26 protein-coding genes and 1 tRNA gene are annotated in these 24,818 nt (G+C 65.5%); 19 read left to right on the top strand and 8 right to left on the bottom strand.

What is annotated here, in order from left to right; translation table 11 throughout:
- Positions 1-71 precede the first annotated feature (71 nt).
- The 11 genes from Q8P38_10640 to Q8P38_10590 all read left to right on the top strand — a co-directional run bounded on the left by Q8P38_10640 (position 72) and on the right by Q8P38_10590 (position 11,988).
- Positions 72-692 (top strand): 50S ribosomal protein L25, encoded by a 621-nt coding sequence (locus Q8P38_10640; GenBank protein MDP4015059.1) that lies wholly within the window; start codon positions 72-74, stop codon positions 690-692.
- Positions 689-1,300: an aminoacyl-tRNA hydrolase gene (gene pth / locus Q8P38_10635; protein ID MDP4015058.1), complete on the top strand. Its 612-nt coding sequence runs from the start codon at positions 689-691 to the stop codon at positions 1,298-1,300. Before Q8P38_10640 ends, pth begins: the two co-directional genes overlap by 4 nt.
- A 46-nt stretch (positions 1,301-1,346) precedes the next feature.
- Positions 1,347-2,132, top strand: a complete 786-nt coding sequence (locus Q8P38_10630; GenBank protein ID MDP4015057.1) for an inositol monophosphatase family protein — start codon at positions 1,347-1,349, stop codon at positions 2,130-2,132.
- Positions 2,133-2,196: 64 nt separating this feature from the next.
- Positions 2,197-5,667 carry a transcription-repair coupling factor gene (gene mfd, locus Q8P38_10625; protein MDP4015056.1) on the top strand — a complete coding sequence of 1,157 codons (3,471 nt, stop codon included), beginning with the start codon at positions 2,197-2,199 and terminating at the stop codon, positions 5,665-5,667.
- Entirely contained in the window at positions 5,664-6,290 is a 627-nt protein-coding gene (locus tag Q8P38_10620; protein MDP4015055.1) for a hypothetical protein, read from the top strand. Before mfd ends, Q8P38_10620 begins: the two co-directional genes overlap by 4 nt.
- Positions 6,290-6,946 (top strand): MazG family protein, encoded by a 657-nt coding sequence (locus Q8P38_10615; protein ID MDP4015054.1) that lies wholly within the window; start codon positions 6,290-6,292, stop codon positions 6,944-6,946. The genes Q8P38_10620 and Q8P38_10615 overlap by 1 nt, the downstream gene beginning before the upstream one ends.
- Positions 6,947-6,974: 28 nt before the next feature.
- The gene (locus tag Q8P38_10610) at positions 6,975-8,633 is read left to right on the top strand and encodes a DUF885 domain-containing protein (GenBank protein MDP4015053.1); all 1,659 of its coding nucleotides are present in this window, start codon (positions 6,975-6,977) and stop codon (positions 8,631-8,633) included.
- A gap of 133 nt (positions 8,634-8,766) precedes the next feature.
- Complete coding sequence (gene eno, locus Q8P38_10605) at positions 8,767-10,044, top strand: phosphopyruvate hydratase (GenBank protein ID MDP4015052.1); 1,278 nt, start codon at positions 8,767-8,769, stop codon at positions 10,042-10,044.
- A gap of 90 nt (positions 10,045-10,134) precedes the next feature.
- Positions 10,135-10,581 carry a septum formation initiator family protein gene (locus tag Q8P38_10600; GenBank protein ID MDP4015051.1) on the top strand — a complete coding sequence of 149 codons (447 nt, stop codon included), beginning with the start codon at positions 10,135-10,137 and terminating at the stop codon, positions 10,579-10,581.
- Entirely contained in the window at positions 10,568-11,086 is a 519-nt protein-coding gene (locus Q8P38_10595; protein ID MDP4015050.1) for a DUF501 domain-containing protein, read from the top strand. The genes Q8P38_10600 and Q8P38_10595 overlap by 14 nt, the downstream gene beginning before the upstream one ends.
- Positions 11,083-11,988: a Ppx/GppA phosphatase family protein gene (locus Q8P38_10590; protein MDP4015049.1), complete on the top strand. Its 906-nt coding sequence runs from the start codon at positions 11,083-11,085 to the stop codon at positions 11,986-11,988. Before Q8P38_10595 ends, Q8P38_10590 begins: the two co-directional genes overlap by 4 nt.
- Positions 11,989-12,567: 579 nt before the next feature.
- On the opposite strand, the gene Q8P38_10585 is transcribed toward Q8P38_10590, so the two are convergent.
- Positions 12,568-13,137, bottom strand: a complete 570-nt coding sequence (locus Q8P38_10585) for a hypothetical protein (protein ID MDP4015048.1) — start codon at positions 13,135-13,137, stop codon at positions 12,568-12,570.
- A 104-nt stretch (positions 13,138-13,241) separates the two neighbouring features.
- On the opposite strand from Q8P38_10585, the gene Q8P38_10580 reads away from it, so the two are divergent.
- From Q8P38_10580 to def, 4 genes are all read left to right on the top strand, one after another.
- The gene (locus Q8P38_10580; protein MDP4015047.1) at positions 13,242-13,517 is read left to right on the top strand and encodes a hypothetical protein; all 276 of its coding nucleotides are present in this window, start codon (positions 13,242-13,244) and stop codon (positions 13,515-13,517) included.
- Positions 13,510-13,860 carry a type II toxin-antitoxin system HicB family antitoxin gene (locus tag Q8P38_10575; GenBank protein ID MDP4015046.1) on the top strand — a complete coding sequence of 117 codons (351 nt, stop codon included), beginning with the start codon at positions 13,510-13,512 and terminating at the stop codon, positions 13,858-13,860. Before Q8P38_10580 ends, Q8P38_10575 begins: the two co-directional genes overlap by 8 nt.
- Positions 13,861-13,955: 95 nt before the next feature.
- The gene (locus tag Q8P38_10570; protein ID MDP4015045.1) at positions 13,956-14,471 is read left to right on the top strand and encodes an ACT domain-containing protein; all 516 of its coding nucleotides are present in this window, start codon (positions 13,956-13,958) and stop codon (positions 14,469-14,471) included.
- A 5-nt stretch (positions 14,472-14,476) separates the two neighbouring features.
- The gene (def, locus tag Q8P38_10565; GenBank protein ID MDP4015044.1) at positions 14,477-15,013 is read left to right on the top strand and encodes a peptide deformylase; all 537 of its coding nucleotides are present in this window, start codon (positions 14,477-14,479) and stop codon (positions 15,011-15,013) included.
- Between the two features lie 36 nt (positions 15,014-15,049).
- Here the strand turns inward: def and Q8P38_10560 are convergent, their stop codons facing one another.
- Positions 15,050-16,108 carry an endonuclease/exonuclease/phosphatase family protein gene (locus Q8P38_10560; GenBank protein ID MDP4015043.1) on the bottom strand — a complete coding sequence of 353 codons (1,059 nt, stop codon included), beginning with the start codon at positions 16,106-16,108 and terminating at the stop codon, positions 15,050-15,052.
- 153 nt (positions 16,109-16,261) lie between these two features.
- Between Q8P38_10560 and Q8P38_10555 the strand changes: the two genes are divergently transcribed.
- A tRNA-Leu gene (locus Q8P38_10555) sits at positions 16,262-16,345 on the top strand.
- A 446-nt stretch (positions 16,346-16,791) separates the two neighbouring features.
- Positions 16,792-17,637 carry a Bax inhibitor-1/YccA family protein gene (locus Q8P38_10550; protein MDP4015042.1) on the top strand — a complete coding sequence of 282 codons (846 nt, stop codon included), beginning with the start codon at positions 16,792-16,794 and terminating at the stop codon, positions 17,635-17,637.
- Between the two features lie 131 nt (positions 17,638-17,768).
- Here the strand turns inward: Q8P38_10550 and Q8P38_10545 are convergent, their stop codons facing one another.
- From Q8P38_10545 to Q8P38_10520, 6 genes are all read right to left on the bottom strand, one after another.
- A complete protein-coding gene (locus Q8P38_10545; protein ID MDP4015041.1) occupies positions 17,769-17,999 on the bottom strand; it encodes a DUF4287 domain-containing protein in 231 nt (76 codons plus the stop codon).
- A 37-nt stretch (positions 18,000-18,036) separates the two neighbouring features.
- Positions 18,037-19,077 carry an SGNH/GDSL hydrolase family protein gene (locus Q8P38_10540; protein MDP4015040.1) on the bottom strand — a complete coding sequence of 347 codons (1,041 nt, stop codon included), beginning with the start codon at positions 19,075-19,077 and terminating at the stop codon, positions 18,037-18,039.
- 116 nt (positions 19,078-19,193) lie between these two features.
- A complete protein-coding gene (locus Q8P38_10535) occupies positions 19,194-19,979 on the bottom strand; it encodes an enoyl-CoA hydratase-related protein (protein ID MDP4015039.1) in 786 nt (261 codons plus the stop codon).
- Positions 19,980-20,015: 36 nt separating this feature from the next.
- Positions 20,016-21,209, bottom strand: a complete 1,194-nt coding sequence (locus Q8P38_10530) for an MFS transporter (protein MDP4015038.1) — start codon at positions 21,207-21,209, stop codon at positions 20,016-20,018.
- Positions 21,210-21,262: 53 nt separating this feature from the next.
- On the bottom strand, positions 21,263-22,009 hold the full coding sequence (locus Q8P38_10525; GenBank protein ID MDP4015037.1) for a glutamine amidotransferase: 747 nt from the start codon (positions 22,007-22,009) through the stop codon (positions 21,263-21,265).
- Positions 22,006-23,292 (bottom strand): MurT ligase domain-containing protein, encoded by a 1,287-nt coding sequence (locus Q8P38_10520; protein ID MDP4015036.1) that lies wholly within the window; start codon positions 23,290-23,292, stop codon positions 22,006-22,008. Before Q8P38_10520 ends, Q8P38_10525 begins: the two co-directional genes overlap by 4 nt.
- A 99-nt stretch (positions 23,293-23,391) precedes the next feature.
- Between Q8P38_10520 and Q8P38_10515 the strand changes: the two genes are divergently transcribed.
- On the top strand, positions 23,392-23,886 hold the full coding sequence (locus Q8P38_10515; GenBank protein MDP4015035.1) for a heavy metal-binding domain-containing protein: 495 nt from the start codon (positions 23,392-23,394) through the stop codon (positions 23,884-23,886).
- A gap of 23 nt (positions 23,887-23,909) precedes the next feature.
- Positions 23,910-24,599 carry a DUF2807 domain-containing protein gene (locus Q8P38_10510; GenBank protein ID MDP4015034.1) on the top strand — a complete coding sequence of 230 codons (690 nt, stop codon included), beginning with the start codon at positions 23,910-23,912 and terminating at the stop codon, positions 24,597-24,599.
- Positions 24,600-24,818 lie beyond the last annotated feature (219 nt).

Below are 24,818 nucleotides of genomic sequence, written 5' to 3'. Positions count from 1 at the left end.
GAAGACCGCGCCGTTATCGACCTGGTTGAACCTGGCCGGGGCAGTTTGATGGACCTCGACTAGGAGACCGGATGTCGACCGACGTACGAATCGCCGCGCAAGCAAGAACGGACTTTGGCAAGGGAGCCGCCCGCAGATACAGGCGGGCCGGACATGTGCCAGCCGTGATGTACGGATCTGGCAGCGATGTCCGCCACGTTCTGCTTCCCGATCACGAGCTGAACCTGGCTCTACGGATCTCCCGGGTCGTTCTAAACGTTGAGCTGGACGGACAGAGCCTGCTCGTGGCTCCACGCGACATCCAGAGGAACCCGGTTCGCCAAGATCTCAAGCACGTTGACTTGATCATCCTCAGCGCTGCCGATGTGGCGGATCGCCACGCCTACGCGCAAGCTCTGGCCAAGGCAAGGGCCGCCGCAGAGGAAGCCGGGTTTGACCAGATCGCGGTGGCGGCGATCATCGAGGAAGCCTCCGCCAAGGGCGAGGACCTCGACGAAGTGGCTAGCCGCATAGTGGAGACACTGGAAGAGCGCGCGAAGGCCCGGGAGGAAGCGACCGCTGCGGCTGAGGCGCGGGAGGAAGCGATCGCTGCTGCCGAAGCTTTGGAGGAGGGCGAGACTGCGGGCGAGCCATCCGAGGAAGCTGGCGCGGATGCCTCGTCTGGGGGCACCCCAGCGGCTGAAGGCCAGTGATCCGACTGGGCAGCCAAGCGCGACAGTCTGAAGGCCAGCGCGCCCCCTGGGTCGTCATTGGCTTGGGGAACCCTGGGGAGGAGTACGCGGACACCAGGCACAACGTCGGAGCGATGGTTGTGCGCTCCTGGGCACTGGAGCTTGGGGGACCCCTCAAGGTACGGCGAATGGCCCGTTGCGACGCCAGGGAATGCCGTCTGGGGACCGAGCGTGTGATCCTGGCCGTTCCGCGCTCCTACATGAACGAGTCCGGTGGAGCCGTGGCAGCGGTCTTGTCGTACTACAAGGCAGAGGCTGATCGGCTGCTCGTGGTGCATGACGAGTTGGATCTGCCATTCGGGTCAGTGCGGGTCAAGCTCGGAGGCGGCGACAATGGGCACAACGGATTGCGCAGCGTCCGGCGTTCACTGCGAACGGGCGAGTGGTATCGGCTCCGCATCGGAATTGGGCGGCCGAACGACAGGGTCGATCCTGTGGACTACGTGTTGTCCAGCTTCGCCAAGTCTGAACGCCAAGACCTGCCAGAGGTGTTGGAGCGCGCGCGGAACTGCGCGGAAACCACCATTCGCCTGGGCTTGGCGGCCGCTCAGAATCAGTTCAATTCCTGATGAACACCGTGGGCGCGGGAACTTGGCTCCGGTACGGTGAGGCGGCATGACGACTTCCGACCTAGACCTGGCTCGCGATCTGGCTGTCCGGGCAGGTCGTCTCCTCTTGGAATTGCGTGAGAGCTTCGGCCCAATAGATCCGCGGGACAAGGAGCGCTCCAAGGAGCTGCGCGACACGGCGGACCGCACATCCAACGACCTGATCATGCGGGGGCTAATCGCCGCGAGACCGGGCGACGCCATCCTCAGCGAGGAAGGCAAGGATGACGACCGCCGACTTACCGCCGACCGCGTGTGGATTGTCGACCCGCTTGACGGCACGTGGGAGTACGGTCAAGGCCGCGCGGACTTCGGTGTGCACATCGCGTTGTGGAACCAAGCGGAGCGCCGGGTAGAAACGGGTGTCGTTGACCTGCCCGATCAAGGTCTGACGCGAACATCGGGAGATCACGGGACGCTTCCTCCATTGGCAACTGATCGGCCGCTGCGCGTGGTTGTGTCCAGGACCCGTCCGCCCGCTGAGCTGGACAGGATCGTCACCCGCTGGTCGGAGCGGGCCGGACGCGAAGTTGAGATCGTGAACGTCGGATCGGTCGGCGCCAAGGTAAATGAGATCCTGTGTGGTCGCGCGGAGGCCTACCTGCACGACACAGGCTTCTACGAGTGGGATGTCGCCGCGCCGCTGGCGGTTGGCCGCCGCTACGGTCTGGAGATCACTCACTGGGATCGCACGGGTGTCGGCTTCAACCAGATGCCTCCCTATGTGCGCGACTTGTTTGTCGCCCACCCGGAGGTTGCCAGCGATCTTCGCGCGAGCTTGCCAGAAGGCTGACTTCGACTCGCCAGTTACCATCGTTGGTGCGCTGTCGGCGCGGGCGATCTAGGAGTGGGCATCGGTGACTGTTTGGACCGAGGTCGTCGACTGTCTGGAGATGCCAGAATCCTTCGGGTCTGTGCTAGCCCCCCCTGGCGCGAAGGCGGCATTGATCGCCAGCTTGGCCCGCAAGGGTCAGGTGCTCGTCGTCACGGCCTCTAGCGGGGAAGCTGAAGACATCGCCAGCCAGCTCCCGCATTGGGCGCCAGGATGCCTGACGGCTGTACTGCCGGCTTGGGAGACCCTGCCGCACGAGCGCCTTTCCCCATCGGCGGACATAGTGGGAAACCGCCTCGCCATCATGCGCAGGCTCGTGAGTCCGTCGCCCGGCGATCCCTCGTGGGACAAGATCGACGCGCTCATCGTTCCGGTGAGGGCACTGATGCAGAGGTTCCCGATCGACTTGCCGGATGTGGAGCCGTTGCGCTTGGCCACTGGGCTTGAGCTGGAACTTAGGGCCGCGGCCCGGACGCTCGTCGAGTTCGGGTACGAGCGGTGCGATCTGGTCGAGCGGCGCGGCCAGTTCGCGATCCGCGGCGGGATCTTGGACGTATTCCCACCGACTGAAGGACACGCGGTCCGAGCTGAGCTGTGGGGCGACCAGATTGAGCAGATTCGTTCATTCGCCGTCACAGACCAGCGGATGCTGCTGGAACTCGACCGGGAGATCCTGGTGCTGCCGTGCCGCGAGCTGATGCTGACCGACGCGGTTAGGGCCAGGGCGCTGACTTTGTCTGCCGAGCAGCCTGTACTCGCTGAAGACCTGGCCGCGATCGCCGACGGTCGGGCGGTTCCCGGAATGGAGTCACTCGCCCCTCTCCTGGTGCCTCGGATGGGCAACCTGTTAGACCTGCTCGGCACAGGCTGGAGCACCGTGGTCACCGATCCCGAGCGGGTCAGGGGCCGCTCCGAAGATGCGCTGCGCACAGCGGAGGAGTTCGCGGCCGCTGCTTGGGCGTCCGCCAGCGCTGGGAGCGCGGCGCCGCTCGCGGTGTCCGTTGGGGCGATGACGGATTGGGACGCTCTGACGCAGCGGCTCCGAAGCGCGATCGGCCCGTTGGTGGAGCTCACGGCGTTTCGCGGCGACCCGACCGATGACCAGTGGGACTGCGGAGCCACAAGTGTCGGCCCCTACACCGGACCGGCGCGGGCGCTGGACGAGATCGCCCAGCTCACCGGGGACGGCTATCGCGCGCTTGTGGCTGCTTCCGGCCCTGGGGTGGCGCAGCGCTTGACCGAAGTGCTTCGCGACCGGGGCATCCCCGCGTCTCTGGACGAGACCAAGCCGCTGGAGCCGGGCGTGGTCTGCGTCGCGGTCGGAGCGATGGTCGGCGGGTTCACGCTTGATGGTCCGCGGATCGTGGTACTGCCTGAGCGAGAGATCACAACGGGCGTGGCAGCACGCCGGACAACGACACGCCTTCCCTCGAGGAGGGGCCGAACTGTCGACCCGCTATCACTGCGGCCGGGGGACCTAGTCGTCCACGACAAGCATGGGATCGGTCGCTACGTCGAGCTGATGACGCGTGAGGTTCACGGAGCGGCGCGGGAGTACCTCGTTGTCGAGTACGCGCCAGGCAAACGCGGCCATCCGCCCGACCGACTGTTCATCCCGACGGACCAGTTGGAGGCTGTGTCTGGCTACATCGGCGGTGAGCAACCGGCGCTGAACAAGCTGGGTGGTTCAGACTGGGCCGCCACGAAAGGCCGCGCCCGCAAAGCCGTCAGGCAGATCGCTGCCGAGCTCATCAGGCTCTACGCGGCTCGCCAGTCCGCGCCGGGGCACGCTTTCGGCCCGGACACGCCTTGGCAGCGGGAGCTGGAGGATTCATTCGAATACGTGGAGACCGCTGATCAGCTCAGTTGCATCGATGAGGTGAAGGCCGACATGGAGCGCCCCGTGCCCATGGATCGGCTGGTTTGCGGTGACGTTGGCTACGGCAAGACCGAAATCGCGGTGCGAGCGGCGTTCAAGGCGGTGCAGGACGGCAAGCAGGTGGCCGTTCTTGTGCCAACGACTTTGCTGAGCCAACAGCACCTCGCGACGTTCTCGGAGCGGTACGCGGGCTTCCCCGTCGCTGTCGCTGCCCTGAGCAGGTTCCAGACTCGCGCCGAGGTCACCGATGTCATCGAACGCCTCGCGGACGGGCGCCTGGACGTCGTGATCGGGACCCACCGGTTGCTCACGCCTCAAATCCAGTTCGCGGACCTGGGTCTGGTGATCATCGATGAGGAGCAGCGCTTCGGCGTCGAGCACAAGGAACACCTGAAGGCCTTGCGTGCGAATGTCGACGTGCTCAGCATGTCCGCGACCCCGATCCCCCGGACGCTTGAGATGGCAGTGACCGGGATCCGCGAGATGTCCACGATCGCGACTCCCCCCGAGGCTCGGCTGCCCGTGCTCACGCACGTGGGCCCCTACGATGAGCGGCACATCAGCGCGGCGGTTCGGCGAGAGCTGCTTCGGGACGGCCAAGTCTTCTTCGTGCATAACCGGGTGGAATCCATCCACCGGACAGCGTCGCGGATCCAAGAGCTCGTACCCGAGGCCGAAGTCGCCGTGGCCCACGGTCAGATGCCCGAAGCGGCACTGGAGCGCGCGATCCTGGACTTCTGGGAGAAGCGGGTGGACGTACTTGTTTGCACCACGATCATCGAAGCCGGCATCGACATAGCCAACGCGAACACTCTGGTCGTAGATCGCGCGGACAGCTTCGGCCTCAGCCAGCTGCATCAGCTGCGGGGGCGCGTCGGTCGGTCGAGCAGCCGGGCATACGCGTACTTCCTCTTTCCCGCTGGCGGGGTCCTCAGCGAAACGGCGCACGACCGCCTGGCGACGATCGCACAGAACACGGACCTGGGCTCCGGGATGCATGTAGCGCTGAAGGACCTTGAGATCCGCGGTGCCGGGAACTTGCTCGGGGGAGAGCAGAGCGGCCACATTGCCGAGGTTGGGTTCGACATGTACGTGCGCCTGGTGGGCGAGGCTCTCGCGGACTTCAAGGGCGAAAGTCAGCCAGAATCCGGCGAGGTTCGGATCGATCTGCCGGTGAGTGCGCGGATTCCGCACGAGTTCGTGCCAGAGGAGCGGCTGCGGCTCGAGGCCTATCAGCGGCTCTCGGCTGCCCGATCGACTGAGGAACTCGACGACCTGCGATCCGAGCTCGCCGACAGGTACGGCAAGTTCCCCGCCGAGATGGACAACCTCGTGGCAGTCGCGACTCTGCGCGTGCTCGCCAGGGGAGCCGGGCTGAGCGAGATCCTCCAGGTCGGCGGCCGGGTTCGGCTGCATCCGGTCGAGCTGCCCGAGTCACGGCGGGTCCGGCTCGCCAGGCTGTACAAGGGGTCGATCGTCAAGCCCGCGACCCGCCAGATTCTCGTTCCGCTGCCAACGGGCGTGGGAGGCCAGGAGTCCGCTGTCTTGGCCTGGGCCGTACGGTTGGTCAAGACCGTGCTCCTGGGAGAGCCGGTGGAATCGGGAGTTGGGCAATGAGGCACAAGATCCTGGCTCGCGGAGCCTTGCCGGCAGGCGTAGCGGCGGTCCTGGTCCTGGCCGGGTGCGCGTCGGCGAGGCCGGGCGCGGCGGCCATCGTGGGAGACCGGGTTATCGAAGTCGCGACGGTCGCTGATCAGATGCACCAGATCAACGGCGTACTTGGACTTCCTCCGGATGCTCCAAGCGAGAACGGCGCGATAGCCGTGGTCTCCTACGACGTTGGTGCGGCGCTGGTTGAGGAGGCTGCCGACATCCTGAAGGCAGAGGTCGCGGCCGTCGAAGTGGAAGAGGCGTACGGCCAGCAAGTGCTCGCCTTGGGCGGGGAGCAGCAGCTCTTCCAGGTAGCGGCGGAGCGTGGGATCGCGCCTTCGATGATCAAGACGGACCTTCTGACTCAGCTGAGGGTGCGCGCGATCGCTGAAGCGCTGGCTCCCGGGGCTGGCCAGAGCGAGCAGGAGCAGAAACTGCTGGCGGCGATCATGGACATCGCAAGGCGGATCGGCGTCGAAGTCTCGCCCCGCTATGGCCAGTGGGACCAGCGGACTCTCCAGATCTCAGATCCTGCCAACCCAGTGTCGGCGCCGGAGTCGACTCCCGAGTCGGTCATCCCAGCTAGGTGATGACCGAACCGAACCATCCCCGTGGCGGGAAGTTCCTCGAACTGGTGGCCGTCATGGACACGCTGCGCTCTCCCGGAGGCTGTCCCTGGGACGCTCAGCAGACTCACCGATCCCTGGCTGAGTACTTGATCGAGGAGTGTTACGAAACGGTCGAGGCCATCGAAACCGACGACGACGCCGGGATGCTCGAGGAACTCGGAGATCTGCTGCTTCAGATCGTGTTCCACGCCCGGATCGCGCAGGACAACCCCGACCGGCCATGGGACATAGATGACGTCGCTGAGGGGATTATCGACAAGCTGGTCAGGCGCCACCCGCATGTCTTCGCCGACACCAAGGCAGACGACGCCGAGGCTGTCGTGAGGAATTGGACCAGGCTCAAGGCGGAGGAGAAGGGGCGAACATCAGCTCTTGACGGAATCCCGTCCGGTCTGCCCGCGTTGTCCTGGGCTCAGAAGACTCTGCGCCGAGCGCGAGAATCTGGCCTTCGGATGGAGCAGACTTCGGCCTCCGCCGACGCGCCGTCGTTCGAGGGTCTGGGCGAGCGACTCTTGGGAATCGTCGCTGCCGCCGAAGCGCACGGCTTGGACGCCGAGGCGGCTCTGAGGCACTCAGTCCGCGGCCTGTATCAGGACGTCCGGGACGCGGAGCAGTAGCGGATCGCCAGCGGGGTATGGTTCGGCTGTGTTTGGCGTTGGCATTCACAGTCCCGAGGACCGCCGCTTTGTGGGACTGGCCTCGGGCGTAGTCGACGATATTCTCGTCCGCGATCCAGTCCATGCGACCCGCGTCGGAGATCATCGATTCGATTCGCGTTTGCCTGACCCGAGCCCGGACACAAGCGACGAGTTCGCGCGCATCCTACGTAGACACTCCGACTTCCTGGAGTCGGTTGATGACGTCGCGCTGAGCCGGATGACTGCCGCTGACTTGTACGTACTGCGCAGCGAAGTGTCCGCCCGACTCCATGAACTCACCGTGATCCGTCCGCATGAGTGGAATCCGTTGGCCTGGAACCCCGCTGATGCCCTGCACTCACTCCTTGAGCGGCCATTCGCGCCGCCCGCCGACCGGGCCCGGTCCCTTGTTGGGCGCCTCGAACTCGTTGGGGAATTTCTAGACAACGCTCGCCACTGCCTTCGCGCGATGCCCCGTCCCCATATTGAGGTCGCCATCGCTCAGATGGCAGCGATCGAGCCAATGCTGGATCGAACGATGGGCGACCTCGGGGACGTGCCGGGCATGGCGGAGGCCGCCGAATCGGCTGTGGCGTCCATCGGCAGGCATGTCGTGTGGCTCGCGGATCACCGGGCGAAGGCGGCCCCAGGCTTCAGCATGGGCGCGACCGCGTACGAGGGCGTGTTGCGCTACCGGCTGGGCACGCCGGAGTCAATCGAGGAAGTGCTGGCGACCGCCGAGAGTGACCTAGACAGGGTCGGGGAGGAGCTCGGCCGCACCGCGTCGAAGTTGCTCGGCAAGAGCATGGGTCGCAGGCGCCTGGTCGAGGACGCGATGGACAAACTGGCCGGCCCCCCAGCTGTCGATGACGAGTCGGTGCTCGAAGTATGCGGGGAGGCGCTCCAGCGGGCTTCGGAATTCGTGGCGGCTCGCCGACTCGTTTCGGTGCCGCCGATGGATCTACGGCTGGTAGCGATGCCCGAGGTTCACCGGGGTGTCCGGGTGGCCTACTGCGACGCGCCCGGATCGCTGGAGCGCGCGGAACTCCCCACCGTGCTCGCTGTCGCGCCGACAGCAGCGGACTGGACAGCGGAGCAGCGCCAGTCCTTCTACCGCGAATACAACCGGGACATGATCTTCGATCTGATGGTCCATGAGGCGATGCCCGGACACGCGCTGCAGCTCGCGTGGGCACGAAGTGCCGAGTCACCAACGGCCGCCCGGTCGGCTTTCCCCAGCCAGCTCCTGATCGAAGGTTGGGCGACCTATGCCGAGGAGATGATGGCACGGAACGGTTTCGTCGTATCGACACAGCGACGTCCCTCGTTGCGATTCCAGCAGTTGAAGATGCAGCTCCGCATGATCATCAACACGATCCTGGAGATCAGCATTCACACTCAAGGCATGACGGAGGCGCAGGGTCGGCGACTCATGGCGACCCGCGGCTACCAGGAGGAGAGCGAGATCATCGGTAAGTGGCGCCGCGCGTCCGTGACGTACGGGGAACTTCCCGCTCGCTACATCGGGTACCGGGGCGTGGCGGCGGTCGTGAAGCAGCTCGCCGAAAGGCATCGCGGTTGGAACCTTCGACAGGTCCATGACCGGTTGCTGGCTCAGGGGTCCATCGCGCCGGAGCATCTGCCGTCAATCTTGGGCCTGGGCTGAGCGATCCGCCGCGGCCCGCGGATTGTGATCTTCTCGCGGAGTTGACGGGCATCCTTCGGACCCCGCCGATAGAGTGGCCGCGGCCCCGCCTGTGTCATTGAGTCGGGTGGACGTCTAACCCGAGAGGAGAAACATGGCCAGCATCGATGTCGTCATTGCCCGAGAGATTCTCGACTCCAGGGGAAACCCGACTGTGGAAGTGGAGGTTGGACTCGACGATGGCGTGGTGGCCCGCGCTGCTGTGCCATCCGGAGCCTCGACCGGCAAGGCCGAAGCCGTGGAGCGCCGTGACGGTGAGGATCGCTACGGAGGCAAGGGCGTGCTGAAGGCCTGCGCGGCCGTTGAGGACGACATAGCTCCTGAGGTCATCGGGTTGGACGCATCCGAGCAGCGTCTTGTCGACCAGGCCATGATCGACTTGGACGGTACGCCGAACAAGGGCCGCCTTGGCGCGAACGCCATCCTGGGAGTATCACTCGCGGTTGCGCGAGCCGCGGCAGAGTCCGCGGACTTGCCCCTGTTCCGCTATGTCGGCGGTCCCGGAGCCCACGTGCTGCCAGTTCCGATGATGAACATCCTCAACGGCGGCTCGCACGCCGACTCCAACGTGGACATCCAGGAGTTCATGATCGCGCCGATCGGGGCTCCGACGTTCACTGAGGCAGTTCGGTGGGGCGCTGAGGTCTACCACTCTTTGAAGTCGGTCTTGCACGGGAAAGGACTGGCGACTGGGTTGGGCGACGAGGGTGGCTTCGCGCCGAACCTGCCGAGTAACCGCGCCGCGCTGGAAGTCATCGTCGAAGCGATCGACGGCACAGGATTGAAGCCGGGGCGCGACGTGTCGCTAGCCATGGACGCGGCAGCTTCGGAGTTCCGCGCCGACGATGGTTACAACTTCGATGGCGGTCTGCGCGACAACGACTGGATGACCGCCTACTACGAGGAGCTTGTCACCGCGTTCCCGCTCATCAGCCTGGAGGACCCGCTGTCCGAGGACGACTGGGAAGGTTGGGCCCAGCTGACGCAGGCGCTTGGCGACAAGACCCAGATCGTTGGCGACGACATCTTCGTGACGAACCCCGAGCGTCTGCGGAAGGGAATCGACCTCAACGTCGGGAACTCGCTGCTGGTGAAGGTGAACCAGATCGGAACCCTTTCGGAGACCCTGGATGCGGTCGAACTCGCGTTGCGCAATGGGTACACGTGCATGTTCAGCCACCGTTCCGGTGAGACCGTGGACACCACAATCGCCGACCTGGTGGTCGCGACCAACTGCGGCCAGATCAAGTCAGGGGCTCCGGCGAGGGCCGAGAGGGTCGCGAAGTACAACCAGCTGATGCGGATCGAGCAGGAGTTGGACGACGCCGGCAGGTACGCCGGAGCCAGCGCCTTCCCGCGGATCGGGGCCTGACGGCGGTTTCGCCCTTCGGTGCACCTTTGGTTGCATCGAGTGCGCGTGGCGCTGCCCGGATGCCCTTCGCCGCCATGCGACGATCGGCGCGTGAGCATCGCGGAGGGATCAGCGGCCGGCGCCGACCAGACGGAAGGGCAGCCGATGTCTGGCCGCACATTGATCCTGGTCGCCGTGTTCATGGCGCTGGCTCTGATGCTCGCGCTGCCGGTCAGATCGTGGTTGTCGCAGAGAACTGAGCTTGAATCGCTCAGCGTTGACATCGACAAGGCGTCGTTCAGGGTGCAGGAGTTGCAGCGCGAACAAGAACTTTGGCGCAGCGACCTTCACGTCGCCGCGCAGGCGCGGATCAGACTGAACATGGTCAGTCCTGGAGAGGCAGGCCTGATCGTGCTGGATACACAGGAGGAGGACGTCGTGACGCCGACGGTCGACGTTCCGACCACGTGGTGGGGGCATCTGTGGCAATCGGTGGAGTCTTCGACCGGACGCCCGGCACAGGTCGCGGAGTCGGCGTCATCAGATGCGTCCGGCTGACCGGGAGTGCGTTAGCCGCCAGCTCGGTCGGGCCGTGCGGGGAGACGTGTCGGTCGGTCACCGGTGCCGGTGCGGCCACGCGGATGTGCTGATCACGGGGCCGCGCGTGGGCTCTGGGTCGCCTTTTCCGACCACGTTCTACTTGACCTGTCCGAAGGCTGTCGCCGCGGTGAGCACGCTGGAGGCCGGGGGCCTGATGGCGGAGATGAACGCCCGCTTGAGCGCGGACCCAGACCTGGCGTCACGCTACTCGGCGGCACACGATGACTACCTGACGCGCCGCTCGGCGTTGGGCGAGGTGGACGAGCTGAGTGGCGTATCCGCAGGCGGAATGCCGTCAAGGGTGAAGTGTCTTCACGCGCTGGTGGCGCATTCGCTTGTCGCTGGCCGCGGCGTGAATCCATTCGGTGACGAGGTGCTGGATCTGCTGAGTGAGTGGGGCGTGGCGGGCTCGTGCCTGTCAGATTCGGCTGGACGGGGCGCCGGGGAACCTCAGCGCACATGACCAGAACGGTCGCTGCCGTCGACTGCGGTACTAACTCAATCCGGCTTCTTGTGGCTGACGTCGATCGGATGGTGGAGCTTGCCCGCGTGATGACGATCGTGCGGCTGGGCGAGGGAGTGGATCAGACAGGCCGGTTGTCTGACGCCGCGCTCGATCGGGTCAAGGTGGCGTGCCAGAGCTACCGGGAGATTATCGACAAGCGCGGCGTGACGGCGGTGCGCTTCGTCGCGACGTCGGCCGCGAGGGATGCCTCGAACAGCGTTGAGTTTGTCGCTGATGTGTCCCGGATCATGGGTGTGGAACCGGAGATCCTCACGGGCGAGGAGGAGGCAGCGCTGACGTTCGCCGGTGCTGTGCGTGGTCAGATGCTGGAGAAGCCGGCACTGGTGTTCGACATAGGAGGCGGGTCTACGGAGTTCGTTCGCGGAATCGAGCGCCCGACTGGTTTCGCCAGCGTAGACATGGGCTGTGTTCGGTTCACTGAGCGCTACGTCGACTCAGATCCGGTGTCCGACGTCGAAGCTTCGGCGATCCGGTCCGAAGTTGGCCGCGAACTCGACGCCGTCGAACGAAGCGTCCCGCTCGCTGGTGCGCGCACCTTGGTCGGCTGCGCCGGTACCGTGACTACGGTCGCGGCGCTGGCCCTGGGATTGACCGAGTATGACTCGGCCAGGATTCATGGCGCCAGGATCAGCGCGGGTGACGTAGCCGCCGTGTCCGAGGATCTGCTGGCGATGACGTCACACCAACGGGCTGATCTTCCCGTGATGCACGCGGGCCGCGCTGACGTGATCCCGGCCGGGTGCCTGATTCTTTCGGCGATCGTCGAGCGCAGCGGCGCGTCCGAGCTCGTGGCCAGCGAACACGACATCCTCGACGGCATCGCCTGGTCTCTGGCCTGAGTGGGGGCCCCCGAGTGCCTTCCCGCTGGACTCGTCGAAGATGCCTTGGACCTGACTCGGGCCAGATTAGTGTCGTTTCGCATTTCAGGTGATGAGCGAGGCGAAGTAGCGCAAGCCCCCACGCGCTCACCACGCGTGAGGCACCGGGCATCACTTGGCGCTCACTTCTATGTGAGGCACCACGGCGGCCCCCACTTGGGAAGGGGCCCCCAGCTCGCGGGGAAAGGACCGACGTTCGTGAGGAAGGCCGACGTTCGTGAGGAAGGCCGACGTTGTACTGGGTGTCTCACGCAAGAGTTTCGGCCATTCGCGATAACGACCGCCAAGGCGGCCTGAAGGTCGGCACCGGGACCTGGGGAAGCGGATTAGTGCGCAAATCCAGCGCTATCCTACGAAGGATTCCCTTGTCAGAGGCCATGCGCACCGGCCACGGCCAAAACGTGGCCCGAGTCGGGTAGGTGCCGTGTCCGTATCGCGTTCAAGCCCGCCGACGAGACGTTCGAAGTCGCCGACGCCGCCATCGATCGGGATCCGGAGTTCATCCCCGACATCACGGTCCTGTGGTCGGACAACTATCGGCTAGAGGAAAGGGACTGGTTGGACCGGCTCAGCAGGTCGCGCGAGACTCCCCTCACCGAACTGGAGAAGGACCCGCTCCGCGAACGCATCGACCGGGTGCATGATCTGACAAACTTCCTCTTCCAGGTCATCGTGCTCGCCGCGCAAGCGGATGAGGAGCAGGTCGCGGAAATCTTCGTCCGGACCAACTCCGAGGGCGTCCAGCTCAATCAGGCGGATTTCATCCTCACCTTGATGTCTGTGCACTGGGAACAGGGCCAGCGCTCGCTGGAGGCATTTGCGCGGTCCGCTGTCGATCCGAGCGTCACGGGTCCGTCGGCACGCAATCCACTCATCGATCCCTTGCCCGACCAGATGCTGCGCGCGGTCATCGCCCGGTGGTTCTTCATGGCCCAAACCACAGGCCGCTACACAAGTAGCCCTGAGAGCCAGATCGAGTCTGACCTGGCTCGGCTTCGCACGCTCAGCGCTGGCGACGTGGATGGATACCGCGCCGAACTCGATCGCGTCATCCACGCCGACTTCACGGGCTTCTGGGTGCGCTTCGGCAACGCCACGAAGCAACTGCACGGTGAGGAGGTGCTTGCAGTACCGGAGCGACCATTGGGGCTGAGCGAGGCCCCGCTCTCCCGCGCCGTCTCGCGCCGTGATATCTATAGTGATACTATCCAGCAGTGGGAGGCGTCGAGGATCTGGTTGCCAAGATGCGCAACAGCCCCAAGGCGACATCGTTTCGCGACCTTCACCACGTCTGCGTCCACTACTTCGGAGATCCGCGGCGAAGTGGCGGATCGCACGAGGTGTTCAAGACGCCGTGGGCGGGCGACCCGCGGGTCAACATACAAAGCGATCACGGTCAGGCCAAGGCCTACCAGGTCAGACAGATGATCAGAGCGATCGACCGGCTAGCAGCCGGGACCGACGAGCGAGAAGGATGCGACGATGCCTGATACTCAGCACTACTCCTACCGACTGCTGTGGTCGGTGGAAGACGATGAATACGTTGGCCTGTGCGCCGAGTTTCCGTCGCTGTCCTGGCTGGCCCCAACCCAGGAGGAAGCTCTGGCCGGCATCACTGAACTGGTCCGGAGCACGCTCGCGGACTTCAGGGAATCCGGTGAGCCGGTACCCGAACCCATCGCCGAACGTGATTACTCAGGCCGGTTGCTGCTGCGTATCCCCCCGGAACTGCATCGCAGCCTCACACTGGCCGCAGCCGAGCAGGGAGTCAGCCTCAACAGGCTGATCAGCGCCAGATTGGTCGGGGACCCGCCGAGTGCGAGAGCTAGCTGACACTGGCAATCCGTGACCGGCTCATTTCCGCGGAAGTGGGGGGTGAGTCTCGTCGGAGCGCCTTAGCGAGCTGCGTCAGATGTAGCCTGGCGCATGTGACATCTGTTGCGGTGACTGTGGTCGGACGGGATAGGCCTGGCGTCGTGGCGGAGGTCGCGGCGGCCATCGCCGAGCTGGGCGGCAACCTTGAGGACTCGTCGATGACGCTGCTTCGGGGTCACTTCGCCATGACCCTGATCGCGGATGTGTCGGCGCCGACTCAGCGGATCGCGGATCGCCTGGCTGGCTTGTCGGACGAAGGACTCGCCGTGTCGGTGTTCCCTGTCCCGGACGATGGAGTTGCTGCTCCGTCCGGGCCGCGTTACGTCCTTTCTGTTCACGGCGCCGATCGTCCTGGCATCGTCAGCCGGGCGGCCGGGGTAGTCGCCGAGCGCGGGGGGAACGTCGTCGATGTCTCGACTCGGTTGGCACACGATTTCTACGTCTTGACCGCGGAGGTCGAGTTCCCTGTCGGCGCGGACATGACCGAAGTGACGGCCGCTATCGCTGACGTCGCCCGGGAACTTGGGGTCACCGCGACGCTGCGCGCGTGTGAAGAGGATGTCCTCTGAGCGCGATGAATCTCGGACGGGAGATGGATCTGCCCCAGGGCCGCGTGCGTCCCGTCTTGGCGGCGCCCGCTGGACCGTTAGCGGCGCCATGTATGACCGCGAACCCGGCGGATGAGCGCATCGTTGCCCTCGCCGCTGACCTGGTCGCGACAATGCGGCAATCTCCCGGATGTGTCGGGCTCGCCGCGAACCAGCTTGGTGAGTCCTGGCGAGTGTTCAGCCTCGACGTGTCTGAGCATCCAAAGGCCAAGACGCATCACGGCGAGTATGTGTTGGTCAACCCTCGCGTCGTCAGTGCGTCCCGTAAGGAGCGGGCCCGCGAGGGGTGCCTGTCGGTTCCCGACTTCACCGGCGATGTCCGGCGGGCGACTCGGCTGGTCGTTTGGGCACAGCTGCCTGGCTCGGGCCGGGAGATCGAGATTACGACTGACGCGTTTGAAGCCAGGGCGATCCAGCACGAGATGGATCACCTGGACGGGCTGCTGTTTCTCGACAGAGTCGCTGGCGCTCACGCTGTTCATGCCAGAAAGACCTACCTGTGACGCCTGGCTGGCTCGGAAGGCGTCGACGCGGCCGGATCAGGTCACGGGTATACGTACCACTGCCGAGATCAGATTGTGGTCCGACGAGCGGAAGCGATTCTTGAACCTTCCGTTCTTCCGAAGCCGCAGGAATGTCCTGTACTGAACCAACCGCGACGCGTTCCTGACGAGTATGTAGTCCACTCGGGCCCCTTCGCCTGGGTAGGCGTAAGGCTTGGGCGGCCACCCGGCGTACTTCAGGTTGTTCCAGTTGATGTTGACTGTCGAGTAGTTCGGCCTGATCTTCTTGCGGGCTTGGAAGCTGTCGCGGAATCCCGCTCGGTAGAAGACCTTCTGCGCACCTTTGGGCTGGCGAGCCGCGAACGAGTTCAGATCGCCCATCACGGCTACGGGGAGACCAGGCTTGCCTCGGAGTGTCAGCTCCCGGTCGATCCAACTCCTGATCGCACGCGCTGCTCGCACCCGGAGCCGCTCACCGCGCGCGGTCTCGTTCGGATGCAGGTGGACCGAGACAGCTAGGAACTCCGCGCCGCTTGAACGGTGGCGCAAGAACGCCCAGGAGAACGAGCGGTTGCTGATCGATCCCCCCCAGCCGGGGCCGGTCAGATCCTCTAGGGATTGCAATCCGGCAGAGTCGCCGCTGCTCGACTGCACTAGCTCGAAGCGGCTGCGGCGGTAGAAGACGTGCGTCTCACGCGTGCAGAAGGTCTGACATTCGGTGATGTTCGTGTTGGCGATCGCGTATCCCTTGCGGATCAGCAGGCCCGCGACGTCGGTCCAATGCCGTGTCTCGCCGTAATACTGGTTTTCGGCTTCCTGGATCGCGACGATGTCCGCGCCGGCGGCTCCGACAGTCCTTGCCATCTTGAGTCGCCGCTTCTCCCACGACTTCCAACCGCTGCCGCAGCGCGGGTTGCAGATGTTGTATGTCGCGAGGGACAGCTTCGGTCCCAGTGCCTTCGTCGCGCTCGCGGTGGGGTCGACGGAACTGGCCGTGGTCGCGCCGGTGCCCGAGCTAGCCGGAGCGAGTAGCCCTATGGTCAGGGCGCCAGCGAGTGCCAGCATGATGGCCCCGCGCGTCGGCACAGCGATCACGATCAACCCCCAAGGTGTGTGTCAGACCCGGTATCGGCTCGCTGGCGGCCCGACCTGAGGCGGGCAGCATTCGCGTCATGAGTATCGCGCGGAACCACAGAGACTCGCAAGGGTCCAGGCCGCCAGGCGGGCTACGCTGTTGTCGAGTCGAGCGCCCGGATGGCGGAAGCGGTAGACGCACGAGGCTTAAACCCTCGGGCCGGCAACGGCGTGTGGGTTCGAGTCCCACTCCGGGCACCTGCTCCCTTCCTGGATTCCGCACTGAGCCGGGTTTCATCTGCCGACTGTCTACCGCGCCACGCGCAGGCGGACGGTTCCGCAGAGGCGGAATCAGCATCACCGACAAGCCCCCGCCGCCACCCCCCGCCGAAACGGCCGCAACGCACAAACGCGCCCGCTTCGCAAGGACGCGACCGTTGCAACGGGCGCGTCTGTACCCTAAAGGGCGCGTTTGTCGGGAACGGCCGCTTCCGCAGAGGCGGCATCACCATCACCGACAAGCCCCCGCCGCCACTACGGGAGTAGCTCCCACAATGGAACAAGGGATGCCGCCTAATCGGGACAGCTTGCGATACCGTCATCCCAGTACGCATGCTTGCTCAAGGGGGCGTTCGCGCCCCGCGCGAGGAAGTCCCGAGATGAGCTCGGAAGGTGTCCGGCCACCCCACTAGAAGGAGCCCAACGTGCAGACCCGCAACCCAGTGCTGAACCGCATCACCAAGGAGTCGCCGAGTTCTGGCGGAGCTGGATTCGCCTATGACGAGGGACGCTCGGCCTACCAGCAGGCGGCGACCGCTCCAGGAGCGACGGGTGCCTTGCCATCGGCTCAGGGCTTCGGTCCTGGGGCAGCCGTCACTGTCAACGACGTCATCGTCAAGACATCGATCAACCTGGCGGTATTGATCGTGGCGGCGGTCATCGGCTGGCAGCTGACGCCATCGGTCCCGTGGCTGTGGATCGTGGCCATGTTCGTCGGCCTCGGCCTCGCCTTGGCGAACATCTTCATGAAGCAGGTCAAGCCTGGCCTCGTGCTCGCCTACGCGTTCGCGGAGGGGATCTTCCTCGGCGGCATCTCGCTCTTCTACGACACGCTGGTGCGCCAGGAGGCCCAGTACGAGGGGCTCGTTAGCCAGGCGATCATCGGGACTCTTGTCGCGTTCGGCGTGATGCTCGCCTTGTACTCCGGGCGCATCATCAAGGTCAACGGAACCTTCATGAAGGTCATGGCCGTCGCCATGGTGTCCTATCTGCTCATCGCGCTTGTGTCGTTCGGGGCGGCGCTGTTCGGTGTCGGGGGAGGATGGGGCTTCTACGGAGTTGGCACGCTGGGGCTTCTGCTCTGCGCGTTCGGTGTACTGCTAGCAGCGTTCACGCTCAACCTGGACTTCGAGGCGATCAAGCAGGGCGTTGCCCAGGGCCTTCCCGAAAGAGAATCGTGGCGCATGTCCTTCGGGCTGCTCGTCACGCTGATCTGGCTGTACCTGGAGATCCTTCGACTCCTGGCGATTCTCGCCCTCAGCCGCGACTGACTGTCCCTGCGCCGGGCTCACGGAGCGGTTTTGGCCACTTCAGATACGCGAAGCGGCCAAATGTGGCCGCTTGCGCGACAAGATCACTCGCACGTGTGGCCTCGCTACGCCGCTGCGGGGCACTATCCCCGTTACGCCAGCTTGCGCGCGGCGCGCACTTTGTCGTACTCGTGGACGATCGCGGTTGCCTGCCCATGGGACAGGTCGTACTCGTCACGCAACCACGTAACCCGCTCGTCGAACCGAGACAGCGCCGGCCCATCGAGCAGCGTCGAGAACCACTCGTTCAGGTTCTTGCCGGTTGCGGTGGGGATCCGATCGACGAGCTGGCGGTGAGTGGCCTCTGAATGGTGCAGGGTCATTCCGGTCCTCCGAGCGGTTGCGGAACTTCTCGCTGACCTACCGTACCGCCGTTGGCGGACCGAGGTGGCACTCGCCCTGAGAGTCTTCGTCGACGGCGGGCGATCGCGCTGGCCTGTGCACGAGAATGCGCTTACCCAGCCGTGCCCAGCGTCCGAAAGCTCCGCGCTGTCGGCCGCCTACAGTCGTGGCGGAAACCTCCGTACCGGGGTTCTCGGCGGCCTCAGCCGCAGCTTGCGGAAGGGGGGCGATGGTCCGTCCTATGAACAAGTCAGGAAGAACCTCTCCGCTGGCGCCACGACTAAGAGCGGCGAGCACCGATGGTGCCAACACCTGCGCGGTCGCCCTGTATCCCTCGCTTGATGGATGGAAACGGTCGCGGCTGAACAGGACTTCGGGCCGGGCTCCGAACTCGGGTCCGAGCAGGTCAGCCAGTGAGACGGCTCGCCCACCGGCTTCGACGACGCAAATAGCCTGGGCGGCCGCGAGCGATCTCGACAGGCGCCGCGCCACCCAGCGAAGCGGAGGATCGATCGGTGTGATCGTGCCGAGGTCCGGGCATGTCCCCACGACGACCTGAACCCCGTTGTCGCGCAGGTGCCGAACGCTCGCGTCGAGGTACCGGACGGAGACTTGCGGCCGGATGATGTGGGTTACGTCGTTCGTTCCAATGATGATCACTGCGACGTGCGGCTTGTAGTGGAGCGCGCGGGTCACCTGCTCGTCCAGGTGCCTTGACCTGGCGCCCACCTCGGCAACGGTGCTGAGCACGACCGGCTGCCCGGAGTACTCCGAGACCAGGGACGCCAGCACTGCGCCGATGGTGTCGCGCGCGTTGTCGGCGCCCAGCCCCGCGGCCGCTGAGTCGCCTAGCAGGGCCAACCGCAGTGATGTTCCTTTCGCGTGTCCGTACCGTCCATCGGCGTACGGGGCTGACTCCCTGCGCTGACCGATCGCCTTGCGCGCCTGCTGTGATTGGGCGATGAGCCCGCCCAATGTGGCTGCACCCAACCCCAGTAACCCGCCGCCGCCATAGGCGGCCGCGCGGGCGATCCTGCGGGCGTGGTGTACGCGGGCCACTCCGTGATCTTGACACCGATGGGCGCTTGATCTGGCGCGACTCGCGAACCGGGCGCGGAATTCGCTCGGCGGCGCACGGTTCGGCCACCCAGCGGATGCTCAGCAGTCACCTCTCTTCAGCAGCCGGTGAATCGCGGCGCCCGGCCTTCCAGAAACGCCTCGGTTCCTTCCTTGTGGTCAGGATGGGCGAGCGCCCCAGCGATGAGATCTCGGGTTTCCGCTGTATCCTCGCGGACCCCGCTCAAGGCCCAAGCGACCGTTGTCTTCATCGAACGGACCGAAACCGGCGCGGTGGCGCTGATGCGGGCTACGAATTCGTCCACTAGGGAATCGAGCCCATCATCGGGTGCCATGTAATCCACCAGGCCGACGCGCAGCGCCCACGGGGCGTCCATCTTGGCCGCCGTCAGCAGCAGGAGTTTCGTGGCGCTCGGGCCTATCAGGTCCACGAGTCTGGCGGTGTCGGCCTGCGGGTAGACCAGGCCGAGTTTGGCTGGTGGGACGACGACGCGCGCGTTCTCGGCGGCCAAGCGCAGATCGCACGCGGCAACCAACGCGACAGCGCCTCCCGCACAAGGTCCCGCGATCCGGGCGATTGTCGCCAATGAGCAGTCGGCGATTGCCGCCGTCGCGTCTGTGACCCTGCGATGGTTCTCCATGCCCCACGCCACAGTTCCGGCATTCGCGCTGTACTCGGCGACATCCGCGCCGGCGCTGAATACCTTGTCGGTCGTCGATCCCAGCACAAGGACACGGGCTCCCGGCGTTGATTCAGCCTTTAGCACGAGTTCAGGTACTAGGTCCCACATCCGCTGTGTGAGCGCGTTCGCCTTGTCCGCACGGTTCAGGAGTAGGTACACGGCGCTGCCGCGTGTTTCGAGCAGGATGTCGGAGTCAGTCATTGCGCGAATGTACCGATCGAGCTCGGGTCGAAGCCGTCAAGGTCCCGATCCGCTGGCTCTGCGGGAGGCGCCCAGGGTCTCCGGCATGATCACGGCCGCGACGAACGCCAGCAGTGCCACGGCGGCACCAACAGCGAACGCCGGCCCGAAGCCCCACGAGTCTGCCAGCAGTCCGGCCAGCAGCGGGCCGAGTATCACGCCCAGGTCTGCCGTCATCTGGAAGACGGCGATAACCGTTCCTTTCCCCGCGGCGCCCACGATGTCGCCGGCGACAGCGGCTGGAGCGGACCCCATGAACGCCCCGGCAGCCCCTGCAACGGCCATGGCAACGACGAACGTCACCGGCGCTTGCGTCACGACCAGCGCGCCCATGCCGATCGCTGTGAGCAGTGTGCCGAACAGCAGGGCGGGCCTGCGGCCGCGTGTGTCCGCCATTCGGCCCGCGGGCATGAGCAATGCGGCCTGGGAAGCGGCCGCCACTAGGAATCCGATGCCCGCGAGGCTCGCTCCGCTGTTCAGCCCTTCGATCACGAATAAGGGGACGAGGCTGAATCGCAGCCCGAATGAGACAATGCCGTTGGTCAAGTTGGCGCACAGAGCAGTCCAGTAAGCACGCATCTTCAGTGCGCTTGCGAGTGTGACGCTCGAAGGCACAGGTTCGGTGGGTTCTTCAGGGTCCGTGACGATCGGTGTGCCCGGCGGCTCCGATGGCAGGTACCGCCACGACACTGCTGCTGCCATGGCCAGCGTCCCCGCGTAGACGAAGAAGGGCGCGCGAACGGACCAAGCCAGGACTAGCCCTCCGACAGCAGGGCCGGCTACCCCTCCCAGCAGGAACCCGGCCTGGAACGCCGCAGCCGCTCGACCGCGTTGATCGGGGTGAACCACCTTCAGCATCAGAGCCATCGCCGAGACCGTGAACATGCTGCTTCCGATTCCACCCACGCCGCGCAGCACGAGCAGCTGGGTGTAGTCGGCAGCGAGTCCGGCTAGCACGCTGGACACCGCGACGAAGATCAGGCCCGACGTCAGGATCACTCGTTCCCCGGCCCGGTCGATCAAGACGCCAGCGCCCAGGGCTGACACCAGGCGCATCAGCGCGAACACGCTGACTACCGCGCCTGCCAGGAACGCCGAGACGCCGAACGAGCGCGCGTAGATCGGGATGGCGGGCGCGACGATGCCGTACCCGAGTGCCACGCAGAACGCGATCGCCGCAATGACCGACACCTCGCGGGGCATCCCCCGAAGCACCGGCGAAGCCTTGATCCGCCCCAGCAGGCTCAACGGGAGCCCAGGACCGTTCGCAAGCGCTCTGATCGCAGATCCTCGACCGAGGCCTCGCTGATCGGCTCAAGCCGACGACCGGACGCCCAGCTGAGCAGCTGGTCGGCGATGTTGGGATTGCGGACCAGGCACGGGCCATGCAGATACGTGCCGATGATCCGGCCGACGATGCTGCCCTCGGTCCCGTCGCCGTTACCGACTCCCGCCAGGAGGCGTCCAAGTGGCCGGACGCCCGGCCCTCTTGTTGTGCCACCGGCGTGGTTTTCATAGCCGGTTAACCGGTCGGTCAACAGTGGTGCCTCACCCGACACCTCAGGCGAGGCGACTAGCTCGCCGACGGCGCGTGCGGGCAGCCGCGACGTTTCGATGTCGATCAGATCGAGCCCAGGCGTCGGCTGGCCTTGAGCATCAGGGAACGCCCGGCCCAGAAGCTGATACCCGGCACAGATGGCCAACACAGCGGCTCCGCGCTCGGCGGCGGCGCGCAGTCCTCCGTCGGACCGCAGAGCCTGGCTGGCTGCGACCTGAGCCGTGTCCTCGCCTCCGCCCATCACATAGATATCGGCGTCGCGAGGCACGGGGGAACCAGGTGGGATCTCCATTACTCGCACGTCGACGCCGTGCAGCTTCGCCCGGTGGCGAAGCGTCATGACGTTGCCTCCATCTCCGTACGTGCCAAGCAGCACCGGGTAGACCGAAACGATGCTGACGGCGGACTCGCCTGCGTGCAGATCCGGGCTCACGCTGGAACCCCCGTCGTGCGTAGTTCCTGGAAGGCGGTATAGGTGGCGGCGCAACAGACCGCCTCAAGGTCGACCATCCCAGCGGGAAGCCGTGCGCCGACGGCATAGGGATCTTCGATTACTACGTAGTCCACCTCGGCGTGTGTCAGCCGGACCGCGAGGTCCCGCCGCCGGGATCCGGTGGCGACGACAGTGCGGCCCCGCAGCTTCTCGAACGGCACGTCCCAAAGCCACGACGGATCACGACCGTCGGCCGAATTGGAGTTGATGGTCACGATGATCGGAGTCGGCGCCGGGGGCATTATGTCGAGCAGCTCCGACCACCCAGCGGGGTTCTTCGCCAGCAGTAGCTGGACCGTCAGCTGTCCGACGCGCATCGTGGCGAACCTGCCGGAGACAGAATCCACGTCCTTCATCCGACGAAGTCCCTCTATCGGATCCAGCCCGAGCGCCCGCACCGCCGCGAGTGCGAGCGTGGCGTTGGCCGCGTTGAACCGTCCCGGCAGCCGCAAGTCACTCAAGTCAAGCGCGACGCCGTCCGGCCCCGTTGCGGTCGCTGCTCCAGGCTCATAGTCGAGCAGCCAGTCCGGGTGGGGGCGTGACCGACCGCAGCCGGGACACGACCACTGCGGGCCATCCCTGTTGAGCAGCGACCCGCATTGGGCACACACGGTCGAGTCGGCGGTCCACTGTTGACCCGCGCCCACCCAGATCACGTTGGCTGCGGCGCCGGCGGCGAACTCGACCATCGGATCATCAGCGTTGGCGATCACCACGACATCGTGAAGCTCGGCCAGCGTGGATCGCCACTTGCGCGCGATCATCGCGACTTCGTTCATCCGGTCCAGCTGATCCCGTGTGAGGTTTCCCAGCACGACGATTCGCGGCTTCGCCTGCGCGACCGTAACCGGCAGATACGCCTCATCCACCTCCAGAATCGCGGTGGCCGTTCTCGGGGCTCTGGCCAACGCCATGACTATGCCGGTCGGCATGTTGGCGCCAGTGGTTTGACTAACCACAGGTCCGGCCTGTTCGAGCGCGCTGGCCAGCAGACGCGTCGTCGACGTCTTGCCGTTGGTCGCGGAAACCAGGGCCGCGACGCGCCCGGCAGCAAGGTCTGTGACGGCTGATGGCGCGAGTCGCAGGATCACCTTTCCGCCGACGACCATGCCCTCGCCTCGCCCGGCTGCCCTGGACGCCGCGGAGACGATCCGGCCGGCGGCGACGGCGACCCGGGTCCTGGGCCGAGCCTTCGCGCGGCTGCGTGCGTGAGAGTTGGGCACAGGTGGACTTTACGCGGCTGTGTGCCCGTCTGAGGTTCTGCCGCCCCGTTCTCCGAGTCGGCCTGAGCGGACCTGTGTCCGGTCGCTACGCTGATGGCCATGAGCGATGACATGACACCACTGCCCCCCGCTGGCTGGTACGGCGATCCACAGAACCCCGCGAATCTTCGCTACTGGGACGGCGAACGCTGGAGTGAACACGTTCAGCCAGTGATCAGTGAGCAGGCCCCCGGTGAAGTTGGCGCCGGGCCCGCTAAGTACTCAGGGCCACCGATCATCGTTTCGACCATGAACGACCTTCCCGGATTCCGCGTTGTGCGCGTACTGGGCGAGGTGTGTGGGCTGACTGTGCGCGCGCGCAACGCGTTCTCCAACGTCGGCGCCAGCTTCCGGACGATGTTCGGGGGAGAGGCCAAGGGCTACACGACTTTGCTGAACGACAGCCGCACCGAAGCAGTTGACCGACTGAAGGCCGAAGCAGCCAGGCTCGGCGCGAACGCTGTGCTAGCCATGCGCTACGACTCCGGCGAGATCGCCGATCTGATGAACGAAGTGGCTGCCTACGGCACGGCGGTCGAGGTCGAGCCGGTTTGATCCGGATCGTTGCCGCAGGTCTGATGGTCGGCTCGGTCGCCTTGGTCGGTTGCGATGATGCGCGGCCTTCAGCTTCGCCTTCCGCAAGTGTCGTCGCGACGGGATCATTCGACTCGATCCAGGCAGCAGACGGATTCCGTGTGACAGTCTCGCCTGGGACTTCGAGCACGGTCCAAGTGCGCTCCTCGGGCATCCCGGCGAATCAGGTACAGGTGACGATTGCCGACGGCGTGCTAACCCTGCGCACGGCGTCCGGCCCGGTCCCTGCCGGAGCCACGCTTTCCGCCGACGTAACAGCCGAATCGCTGGTGTCGGTCACCGGCACGTCCGGGGCGTTGATCCGGTTGAGCCGGGGGGTCGCTCTGTCCGGGAAGACCGTGCGGCTGAAGCTATCGGCCGGTGCTGAATTCTCAGGTGCGGTGCGGGCCAAGGACTTCACGGCGGATCTGAAGGCGGGGTCTTCGGCGACCCTGACAGGTTCGGTGGCGAGGGCGAAGGTAGCCGTCACAGAAGCTTCAACGGTCCGGGCGGGAGATCTTGAACTGACTGAGGCATCGGTGGACATGTCGGCAGGAGCTACAGCGCTGATGAACGTGAAGCGTGCGATGGCGGTGTCACTGTCTACGGGTGCCTCGCTGTCCTACCTGGGCGAGCCGAAGATCACCAAGCAACGAGTGACGACCGGGGCGACGCTCAGGCGAGTGGAACCGTAGTGTTCGGATAGCGGGCGTCTCACTCCTCGCGACTTTGTGGATTCGGCCGCTGATTCGTACTCTGAGGGCACGCCGAGCGCAATGGCGGGATATTCCCGGATTGCCGCAGGGGCGAGCCAGTAGAACCAGCCTGGTGCGGGCATCGGTGCGGCAGCCGCCGCGCCGCTTCATGGGGAGCACGGTTGCCGAACGATTCGCGGTCGCGACAGGCGCAGTTTG

The organism is Candidatus Nanopelagicales bacterium (genome assembly GCA_030700225.1).
GTDB lineage: Bacteria > Actinomycetota > Actinomycetes > S36-B12.
This window is presented reverse-complemented; position numbering and strand designations above follow the sequence as displayed.